General features: G+C 52.3%; 15 protein-coding genes and 1 other annotated feature. Of the genes, 10 read left to right on the top strand and 5 right to left on the bottom strand.

Annotated features, from left to right (window positions below; all coding sequences use genetic code 11):
- The first annotated feature begins 103 nt into the window (after positions 1–103).
- The gene (dnaX, locus tag WBL83_RS17690; RefSeq protein WP_424590367.1) at positions 104–2,020 is read left to right on the top strand and encodes a DNA polymerase III subunit gamma/tau; all 1,917 of its coding nucleotides are present in this window, start codon (positions 104–106) and stop codon (positions 2,018–2,020) included.
- Positions 1,353–1,417: a sequence feature (DnaX frameshifting element), on the top strand. Its footprint overlaps the gene before it by 65 nt.
- A gap of 86 nt (positions 2,021–2,106) precedes the next feature.
- Positions 2,107–2,436: a YbaB/EbfC family nucleoid-associated protein gene (locus WBL83_RS17685; RefSeq protein WP_034458087.1), complete on the top strand. Its 330-nt coding sequence runs from the start codon at positions 2,107–2,109 to the stop codon at positions 2,434–2,436.
- A gap of 50 nt (positions 2,437–2,486) precedes the next feature.
- On the opposite strand, the gene WBL83_RS17680 is transcribed toward WBL83_RS17685, so the two are convergent.
- Positions 2,487–3,398, bottom strand: coding sequence for a LysR family transcriptional regulator (locus WBL83_RS17680; RefSeq protein ID WP_424590366.1), 912 nt, complete (start codon positions 3,396–3,398; stop codon positions 2,487–2,489).
- 104 nt (positions 3,399–3,502) lie between these two features.
- Here WBL83_RS17680 and WBL83_RS17675 point away from each other — a divergent pair, with 104 nt between their 5' ends.
- From WBL83_RS17675 to WBL83_RS17645, 7 genes are all read left to right on the top strand, one after another.
- Positions 3,503–4,369 carry a pirin family protein gene (locus WBL83_RS17675; RefSeq protein WP_424590365.1) on the top strand — a complete coding sequence of 289 codons (867 nt, stop codon included), beginning with the start codon at positions 3,503–3,505 and terminating at the stop codon, positions 4,367–4,369.
- Between the two features lie 74 nt (positions 4,370–4,443).
- Positions 4,444–5,121 (top strand): isochorismatase family protein, encoded by a 678-nt coding sequence (locus WBL83_RS17670; RefSeq protein WP_424590364.1) that lies wholly within the window; start codon positions 4,444–4,446, stop codon positions 5,119–5,121.
- A gap of 108 nt (positions 5,122–5,229) precedes the next feature.
- Positions 5,230–5,835, top strand: coding sequence for a recombination mediator RecR (gene recR / locus WBL83_RS17665; protein ID WP_424590363.1), 606 nt, complete (start codon positions 5,230–5,232; stop codon positions 5,833–5,835).
- 231 nt (positions 5,836–6,066) lie between these two features.
- On the top strand, positions 6,067–7,941 hold the full coding sequence (gene htpG / locus WBL83_RS17660; protein ID WP_424590362.1) for a molecular chaperone HtpG: 1,875 nt from the start codon (positions 6,067–6,069) through the stop codon (positions 7,939–7,941).
- A gap of 206 nt (positions 7,942–8,147) precedes the next feature.
- On the top strand, positions 8,148–8,792 hold the full coding sequence (adk, locus tag WBL83_RS17655) for an adenylate kinase (RefSeq protein WP_424590361.1): 645 nt from the start codon (positions 8,148–8,150) through the stop codon (positions 8,790–8,792).
- A gap of 134 nt (positions 8,793–8,926) precedes the next feature.
- Entirely contained in the window at positions 8,927–9,889 is a 963-nt protein-coding gene (gene hemH, locus WBL83_RS17650) for a ferrochelatase (protein WP_424590360.1), read from the top strand.
- A 63-nt stretch (positions 9,890–9,952) separates the two neighbouring features.
- Entirely contained in the window at positions 9,953–11,257 is a 1,305-nt protein-coding gene (locus WBL83_RS17645; protein ID WP_424590359.1) for an inosine/guanosine kinase, read from the top strand.
- A gap of 103 nt (positions 11,258–11,360) precedes the next feature.
- Here WBL83_RS17645 and ybaL read toward each other — a convergent pair whose 3' ends face one another.
- Together ybaL and WBL83_RS17635 are read right to left on the bottom strand one after the other, a co-directional pair.
- Complete coding sequence (ybaL, locus tag WBL83_RS17640; protein WP_424590358.1) at positions 11,361–13,037, bottom strand: YbaL family putative K(+) efflux transporter; 1,677 nt, start codon at positions 13,035–13,037, stop codon at positions 11,361–11,363.
- Positions 13,038–13,260: 223 nt separating this feature from the next.
- The gene (locus tag WBL83_RS17635; protein WP_424590357.1) at positions 13,261–14,469 is read right to left on the bottom strand and encodes an MFS transporter; all 1,209 of its coding nucleotides are present in this window, start codon (positions 14,467–14,469) and stop codon (positions 13,261–13,263) included.
- A gap of 313 nt (positions 14,470–14,782) precedes the next feature.
- On the opposite strand from WBL83_RS17635, the gene ushA reads away from it, so the two are divergent.
- Positions 14,783–16,435 (top strand): bifunctional UDP-sugar hydrolase/5'-nucleotidase UshA, encoded by a 1,653-nt coding sequence (gene ushA / locus WBL83_RS17630; protein ID WP_424590356.1) that lies wholly within the window; start codon positions 14,783–14,785, stop codon positions 16,433–16,435.
- A gap of 95 nt (positions 16,436–16,530) precedes the next feature.
- Here ushA and ybaK read toward each other — a convergent pair whose 3' ends face one another.
- Positions 16,531–17,010 carry a Cys-tRNA(Pro)/Cys-tRNA(Cys) deacylase YbaK gene (gene ybaK, locus WBL83_RS17625; protein ID WP_424590355.1) on the bottom strand — a complete coding sequence of 160 codons (480 nt, stop codon included), beginning with the start codon at positions 17,008–17,010 and terminating at the stop codon, positions 16,531–16,533.
- 208 nt (positions 17,011–17,218) lie between these two features.
- A complete protein-coding gene (locus WBL83_RS17620; protein ID WP_424590354.1) occupies positions 17,219–18,019 on the bottom strand; it encodes a TraB/GumN family protein in 801 nt (266 codons plus the stop codon).
- Positions 18,020–18,042: the final 23 nt, after the last annotated feature.

Genomic DNA, 18,042 nt, shown 5'->3' with positions numbered 1-18,042 from the left:
TCAGTCTCACTAATATGCCCAAAATCAGAAGCCTCGCCCGATGGGTGAGGCTTATGTTAGCATTACCCCCTCAATTCACCCCGCGATGTAGAGCCTATCTCGAATGAGCTATCAGGTCTTAGCCCGTAAATGGCGGCCACAAACTTTTGCTGATGTCGTCGGCCAGCAACACGTTCTGACTGCGCTGGCTAATGGCTTATCCATGGGCCGAATCCACCACGCCTATCTCTTTTCAGGGACGCGCGGCGTGGGTAAAACGTCCATCGCTCGCCTGTTGGCGAAAGGGTTAAATTGTGAAACCGGCATCACTGCCACCCCTTGTGGCGTGTGCGATAACTGCCGTGAAATCGAACAGGGGCGTTTTGTTGACCTGATAGAGATTGACGCCGCTTCACGCACCAAAGTCGAAGACACCCGTGACTTGCTGGACAACGTTCAGTACGCACCGGCGCGTGGCCGCTTCAAAGTCTACTTAATCGATGAAGTCCACATGCTCTCCCGCCACAGCTTCAACGCACTGTTGAAGACGCTGGAAGAGCCACCTTCGCATGTCAAATTCTTGCTGGCGACTACCGATCCGCAAAAGTTGCCGGTGACTATTCTTTCTCGCTGCCTGCAATTCCACCTGAAAGCGCTGGATGTCGAACAAATCCGCCATCAGCTGGAATACATTCTTGGCGAAGAGAACATCCCTTCTGAAACTCGCGCGCTGCAATTGCTGTCCCGTGCCGCAGATGGCAGCCTGCGTGATGCATTAAGTCTTACCGACCAGGCTATCGCTAGTGGCGATGGGCAAGTGACCACGGCAGCTGTCAGCACCATGCTTGGCACGCTGGATGACGATCAGGCGCTGGCACTGATAGAAGCGATGGTCCAGGCCGATGGCGAGCGAGTGATGAGCTTGCTTAACGATGCCGCCGGTCGCGGTATTGAGTGGGAAGCGCTGCTGGTAGAAATGCTCGGTTTGCTACACCGTGTGGCCATGGTGCAACTCTCTCCGGCCGCGTTGGGTAGCGATATGGCGGCGATTGAACAGCGCATGCGGGAGCTGGCACGAGTCGTGCCGCCTGCAGAAGTGCAATTGTATTATCAGACTCTGCTGATGGGGCGCAAAGAGCTCTCCTGGGCTCCCGATCGCCGTATGGGGATTGAGATGACGTTGCTGCGCGCGCTGGCGTTCCATCCGCGCAAGCCGTTGCCAGAGCCTGAGCAACCGCGACAAGTGGCGAGTATTCCGGTCGTCAATCCCGTTCCGGTACGACAACAAACGTCACCTCCGCCACGGCAAAATGAAACCCCGTTGCCGGACACCACAAGCCAGGTGCTGCAAGCGCGAACCCAGTTAATGCGCCAGCAGGGAGCCAACAAAGCAAAAAAGAATGAGCCGGCAGCGCCTGATCTAGCGCGGCCGGCAAAGAACACCGCCCTGGAACGCTTAGCTTCAGTGACCGAGCGTATTCAGTCCCGGCCAGCCGCGGCAGTGGAAGAGAAACCGGCCCAGAAGCCTGAAGCTTATCGCTGGAAGTCGCAAAACGTTTCTGACGTCGTCGAAGAACCGGTTGCGACACCGAAAGCTTTAAAGCGCGCGCTGGAGCACGAGAAAACCCCGGAGCTTGCACAGAAACTGGCGTTAGAAGCTATCGAACGTGACAGTTGGGCGGCGGAAATTAGCCAGTTGGTGTTACCAAAACTGGTGCAGCAATTGGCGTTGAACGCCTGGAAAGAGCAGGATGGCAACCGCGTTTGTTTGCACTTGCGTCCGGCATTACGGCATCTGAATTCACCGTCGGCATTGAAAACGCTGGCGGATGCGATGAGTACTTTTAGCGGTGAAACTGTTGAGCTGACTATTATTGAAGATGATAATCTTGCACAACGCACCCCGCTGGAGTGGCGTCAGGCTATCTACGAAGAGAAGCTGGCGCGTGCGCGGGAATCAATGAGTACTGATAACAATATCCAGACCTTGCGTCGTTTCTTTGATGCAGAGCTGGATGAAGACAGTATTCGACCAATTTGACAGGCTGGTTATGCCAGTTTGTTGTAAACCCTGATAGCCGTTAATTGTGATATACGATTGTCGGCCCGAGCAAAAGAGAGAAGACTATGTTTGGAAAAGGCGGTCTGGGCAACATCATGAAGCAAGCCCAGCAGATGCAGGAAAAAATGGCCCAGGTTCAGGAAGAAATCGCTCAAATGGAAGTCACCGGCGAATCAGGTGCGGGTCTGGTAAAAGTGACCATCAACGGTGCGCATAACTGCCGTCGTGTGGAAATCGATCCAAGCCTGATGGAAGACGATAAAGAGATGGTTGAAGACCTGGTAGCTGCGGCCTTCAACGATGCTGCGCGTCGTATCGGCGAAGCGCAGAAAGAGAAAATGGCTGGCGTTTCGAGCGGTATGCAGTTGCCGCCAGGCTTCAAAATGCCGTTTTGATTTTCTCCCTCTCCTGTGGGAGAGGGCTGGGGTGAGGGCGTTTTGCGTTCTCACTCCTCCTCAAACGCCGCATAACTCTCCACCAAAAAATCAATCAATGCCCTGACCGCCGGTAACTGGCCGCGCCGCGAAGGAAACACCAAATGTATCACCTCACGTCTTGCCCGCCACTCTGGCAACAAACGCACCAGACTTCCGTCCGCCAGCTGCTGGTTAACCATCAATATTGGCAACTGCACCACGCCCACTCCCGCCAGCGCAGCCGTTCGTAGCGCATCCATATCCGTGGTCACTAGCCGTGGTTTGTGGTGCAACGTCACTTCCTGATTATCCGGGCCGAACAGGCACCAACGATAAACCTGCTGGGGTTTCGATAAAGCCAGGCTTGGCCAGTGCTGAAGAAAGGCAGGCGACGCAGGTGGGGTAAATCGCTCAACCAGTTCGGGGCTGGCGACCAGACACATCCCGCGATCCGCCAGTTTGCGCATCACCAGATCGCTGTCATCCAGCGGCAATGGCCGTACCCGCACCGCTAAATCGATGTTTTCATTCAGCACATCAACCTGGCGATTGGTCTCTTCCAATTGCACGGTCACTTGCGGGTAAAGTGCCATAAACCGCGCCAGCATCTCCCCGATATGCACATGCAGCAAGGCAATCGGGCAGCTCAGGCGAATTAGCCCGCGAGGCTCGGCGCGCAGGGAATTAATCGCCTCCTGGGCGGCTTCAGCTTCAATAATCATCGCTTTGCAATGGCGATAAAAAATCTGTCCGGCTTCGGTCACCGTAAAACTGCGTGTTGAACGCTGAATCAGACGCGTCTCGAGACTTTCTTCCAGTAGCGCAATCCGGCGGCTCAGGCGTGACTTCGGAATGCCGATTACCCGACTCGCTGGAGAAAATCCTCCGTTATCCACCACTTGTACGAAATACCACAGATCGTTGAGGTCCTGCATTTTCATTGTCCTGTATATGGAACACTGAGTTCATTTTCAGAGTCTACCGGGGAATTCGTCTTATGAGTAAGCTTTATCTCAACAGAAATCGACACTCAATGGAGATAACGATGAAATCAATTCTTGGCGTTTATTCAGCACCAGCGTCCCACTGGGTGGGCGATGGCTTCCCGGTTCGCTCACTGTTTTCTTACTCAAAATTTGAAAAACAGCTCAGCCCGTTCCTGCTGATGGATTACGCAGGCCCGGCAGATTTTAAGCCGAGCAACAAAGGGCAACGTGGCGTTGATGTGCACCCGCACCGCGGTTTTGAAACCGTCACCATCGTCTACAAAGGCGAAGTGGCACACCGCGACTCCACGGGTAGCGGCGGGGTCATTGGCCCGGGTGATGTGCAATGGATGACCGCCGGTAGCGGCATTTTGCATGAAGAGTTCCACTCACCGGCATTTAGCGAGAAGGGCGGTACGCTTGAAATGGTTCAGCTGTGGGTCAACTTGCCAGCCAAAGACAAGTCAACACCACCGAACTACCAGTCGATTACCGATGCCGATATTCCGGTTGTGACATTGCCGGATAACGCCGGCCTGGTACGGGTTATTGCCGGTGAAATGGATGGCGTAAAAGGCCCGGCACGCACGTTTTCTCCGCTGCGCGTGCTGGATATGCGACTTAACGCGCACAGTGCTACGCAACTGACGCTGCCTGATGGCTGGAATACCGCGCTGGTGGTGCTCAAAGGCACCGTGCAGGTCAACGGGCAGGAAGTGGCTCGTGAGGCGCAACTGGTGGTGCTGGATGCCAAAGGCGAAACGGTGACGCTTGAAGCCAATAACGACGCCGTGGTGCTGGTGTTAAGTGGTGAGCCACTTAATGAGCCAGTGGTGGGTTACGGGCCGTTCGTTATGAGCACTCGTGAGCAAATCAAAGAAGCCATTGACGATTTTAATCAGGGCAAATTTGGTCAGACAGTCTAACTAACGTGAACGGCTATCATCCCGGTAGCCGTTAACTTTCAGCAGTTTATTAAGTAAATAAAGAGGATACGGACATGGCACCTGCAAACTTTAACGGACAACTTCCCACTATCGACCCTAACGACGCGGTCATGCTGCTTATCGACCATCAGAGCGGTTTGTTCCAGCTCGTGCACGACATGCCAATGCCAACTTTACGCACTCACGCTACTGTGCTTGCGAAGGTTGCAACCCTTGCCAATATTCCGGTTATCACCACTGCTTCGGTTCCACAAGGCCCGAATGGTCCGTTGATCCCGGAAATCCACCAGTACGCACCGCATGCGCAATATGTGCCGCGTAAAGGTGAAATCAATGCCTGGGATAACCCCGACTTCGTTGCTGCGGTTAAAGCGACCGGGCGTAAAACCTTGATTATTGCCGGTACCGTAACCAGCGTGTGCATGGCTTTCCCGGCAATCAGTGCCGCGGCAGAAGGCTTTAAAGTCTTCGCAGTCATTGACGCTTCTGGCACCTATTCCAAAATGGCTCAGGAAGTGACGCTGGCGCGAGTGGTGCAGGCGGGTGTTGTACCGATGGATACCGCGGCCGTAGTAGCCGAAGTCCAGCACACCTGGAACCGTGACGATGCGATGGAATGGGCAAATTTGTGGGGAGGTGTGTTCATTGAGTACGGCTTGCTGATGGAAAGCTACCAGAAAGCGCAAGACGTAGTGACCAATCAAGAGCAACTGGACTCCCAGCGCAGCTAAATAATTTCCCCTTTTGCGAGAGATCGCGAAGGGGGAATATCTTTTCCTATACCCCTGCGCAGGGCTAATGTTAGGCTATGGTCCACTCTTTTTTCAGAAGTCAGAGCGATGCAAACCAGTCCTTTACTTACCGCCCTCATGGAATCCCTGCGCTGCCTGCCGGGTGTAGGCCCTAAGTCTGCACAACGTATGGCGTTTGCGCTTTTGCAACGCGATCGCAGCGGTGGAATGCGTCTTGCTCAAGCATTGACTCGCGCCATGTCCGAAATCGGGCACTGCGCGGATTGCCGTACATTCACCGAACAAGAAGTCTGTGCCATTTGTTCCAACCCACGCCGCCAGGAAAATGGCCAGATTTGCGTGGTGGAAACGCCAGCGGATATTCACGCGATCGAAGCGACCGGCCAGTTTTCCGGACGCTATTTTGTTCTTATGGGGCACTTATCCCCGCTCGACGGTATTGGCCCGCAGGATATCGGTCTGGACAGGCTTGAACAGCGTCTTGAGCATGAAACCATCAAAGAGCTGATCCTTGCTACCAACCCGACGGTTGAAGGGGAAGCAACCGCGAACTACATTGGCGAGCTGTGCGGGCAATATGGCGTCGATGCCAGCCGTATCGCGCACGGTGTGCCAGTGGGTGGCGAACTGGAAATGGTCGATGGCACCACGCTGTCACATTCTCTCGCAGGTCGTCATAAGATTAATTTCTAATTTACCCATCATACTTGCAGCTGCATCTGTGTTGGCTGCACTCCCTCACCCCAGTCACTTACTTGAGTAAGCTCCTGGGGATTAATGAGTTTTCCGCCTTGATGCAACGCCAATTATTTAGGGTAAAGAAAGGAAGAATCTCTTTTCCCGCTTGAAAACCTCAGTTTCTATCCTCATATCACCCTCAACGTTTTCATCACCCCTATGTATTTTGTTGAGGTATCAATGACCATGAAAGGACAAGAGACTCGTGGCTTCCAGTCTGAAGTGAAGCAACTTCTGCACCTGATGATCCACTCCCTCTACTCAAATAAAGAAATTTTCCTGCGTGAGCTGATCTCCAACGCCTCTGATGCGGCAGACAAATTGCGCTTCCGCGCGCTGTCCCACGCTGACCTTTATGAGGGTGACGGCGAGCTGCGCGTGCGTGTCTCATTTGATAAAGAAAAACGTACCCTGACGATTGCTGATAACGGCATCGGTATGACTCGTGACGAGGCAATCGATCACCTCGGTACCATTGCAAAATCTGGCACCAAAGCGTTCCTCGAATCTATGGGCTCTGACCAGGCGAAAGACAGCCAGCTTATCGGCCAGTTTGGTGTGGGCTTCTACTCCGCGTTTATCGTGGCGGACAAAGTGACCGTGCGGACTCGCGCGGCAGGTGTCCCTGCGGATCAAGCGGTATTCTGGGAATCTGAAGGTGCGGGCGAATATACCGTTGCGGATATCACCAAAGCGGACCGTGGTACCGAAATCACTTTGCACCTGCGTGAAGGTGAAGACGAGTTCCTGGACGACTGGCGTGTACGCTCAATCATCGGTAAATACTCCGATCACATTGCGCTGCCGGTTGAGATTGAAACCCGTGAAGAGAAAGATGGCGAAACCATCCTCGGCTGGGAAAAAATCAACAAAGCGCAGGCGCTGTGGACGCGTAGCAAGTCTGAAATTAAAGACGAAGAGTACAACGAATTCTACAAGCACGTGTCTCATGACTTCTCCGACCCGCTGGCCCACAGCCATAACCGCGTGGAAGGGAAACAAGAGTACACCAGCCTGCTGTACATCCCGTCTCATGCACCGTGGGATATGTGGAATCGTGACCATAAACACGGCCTGAAATTATACGTGCAGCGCGTGTTCATCATGGATGATGCAGAACAGTTCATGCCGAACTACCTGCGTTTTGTTCGCGGCCTGATAGATTCCAACGACCTGCCGCTGAACGTATCGCGTGAAATTCTGCAAGACAGCCGTGTCACTCAGAACCTGCGTAGTGCGCTGACTAAACGCGTATTGCAGATGCTGGAAAAACTGGCAAAAGACGACAGCGAAAAATACCAGACCTTCTGGAAAAACTTCGGCCTGGTGCTGAAAGAAGGCCCTGCTGAAGACAACGCCAACCAGGAAGCTATCGCTAAACTGCTGCGCTTTGCGACGACGCATACCGACTCCGCTGCACAAACTGTGTCGCTGGAAGAGTACGTGTCACGCATGAAAGAAGGGCAGGAGAAGATTTACTACATCACCGCCGACAGCTATGCCGCCGCGAAGAGCAGCCCGCATCTGGAATTGCTGCGTAAGAAAGGCATCGAAGTCTTGCTGCTTTCTGACCGTATCGACGAATGGATGATGAGCTATCTGACCGAGTTCGACGGCAAATCCTTCCAGTCTGTCAGCAAGACCGACGAGACGCTGGAAAAACTGGCTGACGAAGAAACACCTGAAGCGAAAGAAGCAGAAAAAGCGCTGGAGCCATTCGTTGACCGCGTGAAAACTCTGCTGGGCGAACGTGTGAAAGAAGTGCGTCTGACGCACCGTTTGACCGACACGCCAGCTATCGTGACCACTGACAGCAACGACATGAGCACGCAAATGGCGAAGTTGTTTGCCGCTGCGGGCCAGGAAGTGCCAGAAGTGAAGTACATCTTCGAGCTGAATCCGGATCACGGGCTGGTTAAACGCGTTGCGGATACTCAGGATGAAGCACAGTTCGGCGAGTGGGTCGAATTGCTGCTCGACCAGGCGCTGTTGGCTGAACGCGGCACGCTGGAAGATCCAAACCAGTTCATTCGCCGTATGAATCAGTTGCTGGCTTCCTAAACCTTGTGGCGGATGGCGCATTCGCTTATCCGCCCTACGATTGATGCAGAAAGTGTAGGGTGGATAAGGCGTCAGCCGTCATCCACCTTTTTATCTTTAGAACACCTTCTCGCGCCTGGCTTTCTTGAGGTGAATACGCCTTTAATGGTAAGGTCTCCGCCTCTGCTTTAAAAAATCAAAAATCCAAACGAATGGGGAATTACGCAATGCGTATTATTCTGCTTGGCGCTCCGGGCGCAGGTAAAGGAACTCAGGCTCAGTTCATCATGGAGAAATATGGCATTCCGCAAATCTCCACCGGTGACATGCTGCGTGCTGCAGTAAAATCTGGCTCAGAGCTGGGTAAACAAGCAAAAGACATCATGGATGCCGGAAAACTGGTTACCGATGAACTGGTTATCGCGCTGGTAAAAGAACGCATTACTCAGGAAGACTGCCGTAACGGTTTCCTGCTCGATGGTTTCCCTCGCACCATTCCACAAGCTGACGCAATGAAAGAAGCGGGCATCAATGTGGACGTGGTTCTGGAATTTGCCGTACCGGACGAACTGATTGTTGAGCGTATCGTGGGCCGTCGCGTACACGCCCCATCTGGCCGCGTTTATCACGTCACCTTCAATCCACCGGTCGTTGCAGGTAAAGACGACGCCACAGGCGAAGAACTGACAACTCGTAAAGACGATCAGGAAGAAACCGTGCGTAAGCGCCTGGTGGAATACCATCAGATGACTGCTCCGCTGATCTCCTACTACAGCAAAGAAGCTGAAGCCGGTAACACCAAATACGTAAAAATCGACGGCACCCGTAAAGTGACCGAAGTGAGCGCAGAGCTGGCAAAAATCCTCGGCTAATATTTTGGGTATATAAAAATACCAGGACCTGTTCCTGGTATTTTTTTGCCCAAATTTTGCCCTTTCGCTGTAATCGGTTTTCCTGAGCCACTTTTACGTTACAATTATCAGTAATTTATTGATAAGGAGTGGAAATGAATCAGGAAAAAGTGGGTATTTTACTGGCAAACCTTGGCACACCTGATGCACCCACTCCGGCGGCGGTAAAACGCTACTTACGGCAGTTTCTCAGCGACAAACGCGTCGTTGATACCCCGCGTCTGCTCTGGTGGCCGCTACTGCGCGGCGTGATTTTGCCGCTGCGATCTTCACGTGTGGCAAAACTTTATCAGTCTGTGTGGATGGACGAAGGCTCGCCGCTGCTTGTTTATAGCCGACGCCAGCAAGTCGCTCTGGCGGCACAATTACCGGATACACCTGTGGTTCTCGGCATGAGTTATGGTTCACCATCACTGAAAAGTGCCGTCGACGAACTATTGACTCATAACGTCGACCACATTGTCGTGCTACCGCTGTACCCACAATTTTCTTGCTCGACCGTCGCCGCCGTCTGGGATGAGTTAGGACGCATTTTTGCCAACTATCGCTCGTTGCCGTCGATTTCCCTGATTCGTGACTATGCCGATAACCCCTTATACATCAATGCGCTGGTGGCTTCGGTTAAACAATCATTCGCCCAACACGGCGAACCGGATGTGTTGCTGCTTTCCTATCACGGGATCCCACAGCGTTATGCCAACGAAGGTGATGATTATCCGCAACGTTGTCGCGATACTACGCGGGAACTGCTTTCAGCCCTCGAACTGCCACCTGAAAAAGTGATGATGACCTATCAGTCGCGCTTTGGTCGCGAACCCTGGCTGATGCCGTATACCGATGAAACGCTGAAAATGCTGGCGGAAAAAGGCGTGAAACATATTCAGGTGATGTGCCCTGGTTTCTCCGCGGATTGTCTCGAAACGTTAGAGGAGATGGCGGTGCAAAACCGTGAAGTGTTCCTCGAGGCGGGTGGCGCTAAATATGAGTATATTCCTGCGCTTAATGATGACCCTGCACACATCGCGATGATGATGAGTCTGGTGGAAAAATATCGCTGATCTCGCTACTGGCCGTTAATGTGCTACCATTTCCGGCCTGATTAGCAAACTCCGAACATCATCATGAAATTTCCCGGCAAACGAAAATCCAAACACTACTTCCCGGTTAGCGCACGCGATCCATTACTGCAGCAGGTTCAGCCTGAAAATGAAACTGGCACCTCCTGGATTGTCGGCATCGACCAGACTCTGGTGGATATCGAAGCCAAAGTGGATGACGAGTTTGTTCATCGTTTCGGCTTGAGTTTCGGCCATTCTCTGGTGATTGAAGACGATGTGGCCGAAGCGCTGTATCAGGAACTGGTGCAAAAAGATCTGATCACTCACCAGTTTGCCGGCGGCACCATTGGCAATACGATGCATAACTATTCCGTGCTGGCCGATGACCGCTCTGTTTTGCTGGGCGTAATGTGCAGCAATATCGAAATTGGTAGCTATGCCTACCGCTACCTCTGCAATACCTCCAGTCGTACCGATCTCAACTATCTGCAAGGCGTGAATGGCGCGATTGGCCGTTGCTTCACGTTGATTGGTGAGCAGGGCGAACGGACTTTTGCGATAAGCCCTGGCCACATGAACCAGCTGCGCGCCGAGAGCATCCCGGAAGAGGTGATTGCCGGTGCGTCTGCGCTGGTGCTGACTTCCTACCTGGTGCGCTGCAAAGATGGCGAGCCCATGCCGGAAGCGACCATGCAGGCCATCGCGTATGCGAAAAAGTACAACGTTCCGGTAGTGCTGACGCTGGGCACAAAATACGTTATCGCGGAAAACCCGGAGTGGTGGCAGGCGTTCCTGAAAGAACATGTCTCGATTCTGGCGATGAACGAAGAAGAAGGGCTGGCGCTGACGGGCGAAAACGATCCGCTGCTGGCGGCTGATAAAGCGCTGGATTGGGTTGATTTAGTACTGTGTACCGCAGGGCCGGTCGGGCTGTATATGGCGGCGTTTACTGAAGAGTCCGCGAAACGCACCACCCAGCATCCTTTGCTGCCGGGTGCGATTGCTGAATTTAACCAGTACGAATTTAGTCGCGCGATGCGCCATAAAGATTGCCAAAACCCGATGCGTATTTTCTCGCACATTGCGCCATATATGGGCGGGCCTGAGAAAATCATGAACACCAATGGCGCGGGCGATGGCGCACTCGCGGCACTGCTGCATGATATTACGGCCAATAATTATCACCGCTCTAACGTGCCGAACTCCAGCAAACACCAGTTCACCTGGCTGACCTATTCATCTTTGGCGCAGGTGTGTAAATACGCGAACCGCGTGAGTTATCAGGTGTTAAATCAGCATTCTCCGCGTCTGACCCGTGGTTTACCGGAGCGCGAAGATAGCCTGGAAGAGTCTTACTGGGACCGTTAAGTCCCGAGTCTGGAAGGTGGATGACGCGTGCGCTTATCCACCCTACAACATCCTTTCGTAGGTCGGATAAGCGAAGCGCCATCCGACACTATTGCATCAGAAATTATCCCGACACTGTTTCCTGCTCGACCGGTTTATTCAGCATCCCCATCATGGTATTGGCAATTTCACGCTCACCCATCACCACCTGATTCGCACCACGCTCGGTAATGTAATCCACCTCATCGTCATAATGGGCGCGGGCAATGATCTCGATATCCGGATATTTCGTACGCGCGGTCGCGACAATTTCCCCAGCCTCGTAACCGTTTGGAATGGTCAACAACAACCAACGGGCACAATCAAGATGCGCAAGATTCATGATCTCTTCATTGGCTGCATTTCCCAGCACCGCACGGATCCCGCGTTCACGCAACTCATCGACCCGGCTGCGGGAGGTTTCAATCACGACCAATGGGATGCCCTGAGCCAATAATTTTTCGCCCAGCAAGCTGCCCACGCGCCCAAAACCTACCAGCAGGGCGTGATTACAGATATCCACTGGGATCTGCTTCTCGTCTTCGATAGCTTCTTCCAGCGTTTGCTCTTCCAGGGTTTCGGTTTTTGCCAGATAACGCTCAAGTACCGCAAACAAAATCGGATTGAGCATAATCGACAAAATCGCGCCGGCCAGTACCAGATTTTGCCCGGTCTGCGGTAACAGATTCAGCGCCATTCCCAGGCCCGCCAGGATAAAGGCGAATTCACCAATCTGTGCAAGGCTTGTGGCGATGGTTAATGCAGTACGTTGCGAGTGACCAAACAGACGCACCAGGATGAAAGCGGCCAACGATTTGCCAAACACGATGATGGCAACGGTGCCTAATACCGCGAGCGGCTCCTGAATCAAAATCATCGGGTCGAACAGCATGCCGACCGAGACAAAGAACAGCACCGCGAAGGCGTCGCGTAGCGGCAATGTGTCATGAGCGGCACGATGGCTCAGTTCCGATTCGTTGAGCACCATTCCGGCGAAGAACGCACCCAGCGCAAAGGAAACATCAAACAACTCGACGGCACCAAAAGCAATGCCCAGAGCCAGCGCCAGAACCGCCAGCGTAAACAGCTCACGTGAACCGGTGGCGGCACTTCGCGCCAGGATCCACGGCACCAGGCGGCGGCCAACAATCAGCATAATCGCAATAAACGCCACCACTTTGCCGATGGTTAAACCCATATCCAGCGACAAGGACGCGAGGCCAACGTTGCCTTTTTCCATCATTCCGGCAACGGCGGGTAGCAGCACCAGAGTTAACACCATCACCAGATCTTCAACAATCAACCAGCCAATGGCGATTTGCCCGCGCTGGCTGTCGATTAATTGCCGTTCTTCAAGTGCGCGTAGCAGTACCACGGTACTGGCAGTGGAAAGACACAGGCCAAACACGATGCCAGTCATCAGCGACCAACCCATCAACGATGAAAGCGCCATACCCAGCAGCGTCGCCACACCAATCTGGGCGATAGCTCCGGGAATGGCGATGGCCTTTACCGCCATCAAATCCTTTAAAGAGAAATGCAGACCGACACCAAACATCAGCAAGATTACGCCCAGTTCAGCTAATTCTGGGGCAAGTTTGGTATCCGCGACAAAACCAGGCGTAAACGGCCCGGCTAAAACCCCAGCTAATAAGTAACCCACCAAGGGTGATATACGAAGTTTGTTGGCGAGCATACCGAGCAAAAAGGCCAGTACAAGGCCGCCGACAATGGTGGTAATAAGCGGGGTGGCGTGATGCATTCCGTCTCCTTTCGTAGTTAATCAGGTCCAGTAAATCCAAAATCCTGTTTTTAGTTTATGACAAATTTTTACTCGTTGTGTGTGTTAAATATGTGTTTTTTTAGGAAAAGGCGCATTTAGACAAAAATAGGTGTCTGATGGGCGTTTTATACGCTTAATTTAGGAAAGGTCTGGCGGAATGTGGAAGTGGTGCAGGGCCAGAGAGTTTCTCTGGCCCATATAACTATGACTTATGGCGGTAGTCAGGCAGGAATATGGTCAATATGCCGAGAAGTGGCAGGAAAGCACATATTTTATAGACTAATTCGATACTTGTATGGTCGGCAACCAGACCCAGTACCGCCGCCCCCAATCCGCCCATACCAAAGGCAAAACCGAAGAACAGGCCGGAAACCATACCGATACGCCCAGGCATCAGTTCTTGCGCATAAACCAGAATCGCCGAAAATGCAGAGGCAAGAATAAAGCCGATGATCACCGTCAGAATGCCCGTCCATTCCAGAGAGACATACGGCAAGAAAAGGGTGAACGGCGCGACGCCAAGAATCGAACCCCAAATCACGTATTTACGACCAATCTTGTCGCCGACTGGTCCGCCAATCACGGTCCCCGCAGCCACCGCAAACAAGAAGGCGAACAGGTGGAACTGGGCGTTCTGCACCGACAAACCGAATTTGTGCATCAGATAGAAGGTGTAATAACTGCTGATACTCGCCATATAGAAATACTTCGAGAAAATCAGCACCAGCAAAACGGTTACTGCCTGAATCACTTTTTTGCGCGGCAGTGGGTTAACCACCGGCGCGGCAGTTTTGCCTTTTGTCATGCGATGTTGCGCGGCATACCAGCGGCTAATCTGCAGCAGGACAATAATCGCCAACAGTGCAGCCAGCACAAACCAGCCGACGTTACCTTTGCCGTAAGGGGCGATGATCAGCGCCGCCAGCAATGGGCCCAGCGAGCTACCAAAATTACCACCCACCTGGAACAGTGACTGCGCAAGACCATGACGACCACCGGATGCCATACGTGCTACGCGGGAGGATTCCGGGTGGAATACCGAAGAGCCGGTGCCCACCAGCGCTGCCGCCAGAAGCACCATCGGGAAACTACCGGCCAGGGCCAGAATCACTAACCCACAAAGTGTGAAGCACATACCAATCGGCAATGACCATGGCATCGGGTATTTATCTGTGTAGTATCCTACCACCGGCTGAAGTAGCGATGAGGTGACCTGGAAGGTCAGCGTTATCATCCCTATTTGCACAAAACTCAGCGAGAACTCACTCTGTAAAAGCGGGTAGAGCGCCAGAATGAGCGACTGAATCATATCGTTGAGCAAATGAGAAAGGCTGATTGCTCCGAGAATTCCGAACGCGGTGCGAGCTTTTTTAGGCTCCGTCGCCGCGAGAGTTTGTTCCGAGATTGCCATAAGTACCTGTAATTATTGAGGTGATTGTTTTTAGCCCAGTTCACTGATGGAACCGTAGGAAATCATTACCCAGCTAACATACCTTCTGGAAAGTTCCGAAGAAAGTCACAATCATGAAAAGTTATTTGCCTATACTCGTCATACTTGAGGTTACAGGGGCGTTGACCGCACTCCTTCACCCCAGTCACTTACTCAAGTAAGCTCCTGGGGATGAACTCCCTTGCCGCCTACCTGAAACTCGAATTATTTAGAGTATAAGATAATGATGGTTTGCTATTGGTGCGTAAGCATTTATTGAATATGGAGATTTAAGATGAAGTTCGTCGTGAAAGGGGTGGCCACAGCATTGCTGATGGCAATGAGCTTAACCAGCGCGTCTGCACTGGCATGGGAAAAAGATAAAACCTATAACATCACCATTCTGCACACCAACGATCACCACGGTCATTTCTGGCGTAACGAACACGCGGAATATGGACTGGCTGCGCAAAAAACTCTGGTCGACAGTATTCGTAAAGAGGTGGCAGAGCAGGGGGGCAGCGTACTGCTGCTGTCTGGCGGTGACATCAACACCGGTGTTCCGGAATCTGACTTGCAGGATGCTGAACCTGATTTCCGTGGGATGAATTTGATTGGCTACGATGCGATGGCTATCGGCAACCATGAATTCGACAACCCACTCTCAGTGTTACGCCAGCAAGAAAAATGGGCCAAATTCCCGCTGCTTTCGGCCAATATTTACCAGAAAAGCACTGGCGAGCGCCTGTTTAAACCCTGGGCCATCTTCAAGCCACAGGGCATTAAAATTGCGGTGATCGGTTTAACCACTGATGACACGGCGAAAATTGGTAATCCGGAAAACTTCGTCGACATCGAATTCCGCAAACCGGCGGATGAAGCGAAACTGGTGATTCAGGAGCTGCAATCGACTGAGAAACCCGACGTGTTGATCGCGGCCACGCACATGGGCCACTACGATAATGGCCAGTCTGGTTCTAACGCGCCGGGCGATGTAGAAATGGCTCGCAGCCTGCCTGCTGGCGCGCTGACGATGATTGTTGGCGGTCACTCGCAAAACCCAGTCTGTATGGCGGCTGAGAATAAAAAGCAGGTCGATTACGTTCCAGGCACGCCGTGCGCGCCGGATAAACAAAACGGTATCTGGATTGTTCAGGCTCACGAGTGGGGGAAATACGTGGGACGGGCTGATTTCGAGTTCCGTAATGGCGAGATGAAACTGGTGCACTACCAGCTTATCCCTGTCAACCTGAAGAAAAAGATAACCTACGATAACGGTGAAAGTGAGCGCGTACTCTATACGCCGCAGATCCCTGAAAACCAACAGATGCTGTCACTGCTGACGCCATTCCAGAATAAAGGCCAGGCACAACTGAACGTGAAAGTGGGCAGCGTAAACGGCCACATGGAAGGCGATCGCAGTAAAGTTCGTTTTGTACAAACTAACCTTGCGCACCTGTTGCTGGCGGCACAAATGGCACGCACCAGTGCTGACTTTGCGGTAATGAGTGGTGGCGGTATTCGTGATTCTATTGAAGCCGGTGATATCAGCTATAAAGACGTGCTGAAAGTGCAGCCGTTTGGCAACACCGTGACCTATATCGATATGACAGGCAAAGATGTGATCGAGTATCTGAGCGCCGTTGCGCAGAAGAAACCGGACTCTGGCGCATACCCGCAGTTTTCGAATGTCAGCTTTGTGGCGACCGCATCAGGTCTGCAAGATCTGAAAATCAAAGGTGAGCCGGTTGATCCTGCGAAAACCTACCGTATGGCGACGCTGAACTTCAACGCTTCCGGTGGCGATGGTTACCCTGAAATTGACAAGAAACCAGGCTATGTGAACACCGGTTTTGTGGATGCGGAAGTGCTAAAACAGTACATCGAGCAGAACTCTCAGCTTGATGTAAATGCTTATGAGCCGAAAGGCGAAGTGAGCTGGAAGTAACGATTCTGTTTGAATCGGCAAATTGTTCGTAGGGCGGGTAAGCGGTGGATGACGCCTGGGCTTATCCACCCTACGAACGGAATGGCGATGCAGAGTCAGTCGCAACGGGCAATCTCGGCAAAGGTGGCATTGAGCAGTTTTGCCAGGTCGCTCGCAGCCAGTTCGATATCCAGCCCGCGTTTACCACCCGAAACATAAATAGATGCGAACGTCTGTGCCGGAGCGTCGATAACCGTTGGCAGGCGCTTTTTCTGGCCCAATGGACTTATACCTCCCACCAAATAACCCGTGATTCGCTGTGCGACCATAGGGTCGGCCATCTCGACTTTTTTGGCGCCTAACGCTTTAGCGACTTTCTTCAAATCCAGCTGACCGGAAACCGGTGTCACGGCTACCGCTAACTGCTTCATGTCACCGTTAATGGCAACCAGCAGCGTTTTGTAGACCTGTTCGGCATTCAGGCCTAGTTTGCGGACCACTTCATCACCGAAATTGGTTTCGGCTGGATCATGGTCATAAGCATGTAATTGAAATGGAACGCGGTTTTTTTCGAGAAGTTTTACTGCTGGTGTCATGTCACCTTCTTAGGGCTTTTGTTTGAAAAGCGCACGATCATATAAACAACGTGATTTGTTTTATAAAAATTATATATAGGCTGAATAGTGATAGCGTTAATCGTCACATTGAGCGACAATTCTGAGTCTGCCCATTAATTTGGTCAGAATAACAACAATAATATACAAATTCCTCTTTGACGGGCCGATAGCGATATTGGCCGTTTTTTTATTTATTTTTCAATATCTCAGGTAAGTTTCCCTTCCCGTACAAATGCAGTGCGCCGACGGCAACCACATACTGCCCGGCGGGCAGTTGCTCCAGGAAATGCTGCCACGCCAGATTACGTTGATGCATAAGTACATCGTATAGTTCGTCGCCAAAGGTGTTCGGCAATTGCACATTTCCACGCTGCGGTGGCGCTTCCAGCCACCAACTGATCATCATTTGCAGCAGGCGAGCATTTGTGTGCCAGTGAATTAGCGTGTCGGTTAGCAGCGGCATGCCGCCATCGGGCAAACGGGTAAGAATATCAATTTGATGCTGCGCACCTTCCAGTTCAATAACCGGAACCGCCATCGCTTTTGCTGCTTCCAGTAACTGAAAATCTATCCCGTAATTGGCACGTAAACCCAGGCGCTGTGCCTGATGAGCCTGTAACACCAGAGCAATTTGCCAGGCCGGTTGGTTGTCAATCTGGCTCAGCGGGATGCCAAGCTCCTCGATTAACGACATCACCTGCGCCCAGTTTTCGGCAGACAGGCGCTGCTCTAGCGGCAGTTCATCAGGAATATCGAGGAAGGGAGAGCCGCTCTCAGTAATGTCAGCCTCAACAATCAACGCGTCGGCATCCCTGAGTTTGTTAATCAGCTTCCCGGACAGCGGTGCCATGTCGCATGTACCCATATGAATACTGCCGAGCAGGTGCAAATGCCGCGAGCCAGGTAGAACAACATCCATAGCGGGCCAGGGATAGCTGGTATTAGAAAGGCTTGAAAATAATGCGGTAATTCGCGATAGCAGACCCATTAGCAGACTCCCCGGCTAAAAAG

The organism is Buttiauxella sp., assembly GCF_049686335.1.
Lineage (GTDB): Bacteria > Pseudomonadota > Gammaproteobacteria > Enterobacterales > Enterobacteriaceae > Buttiauxella.
The sequence above is the reverse complement of the archived record's forward strand: the minus strand, read 5'-3'. Positions and strand labels throughout refer to the sequence as shown.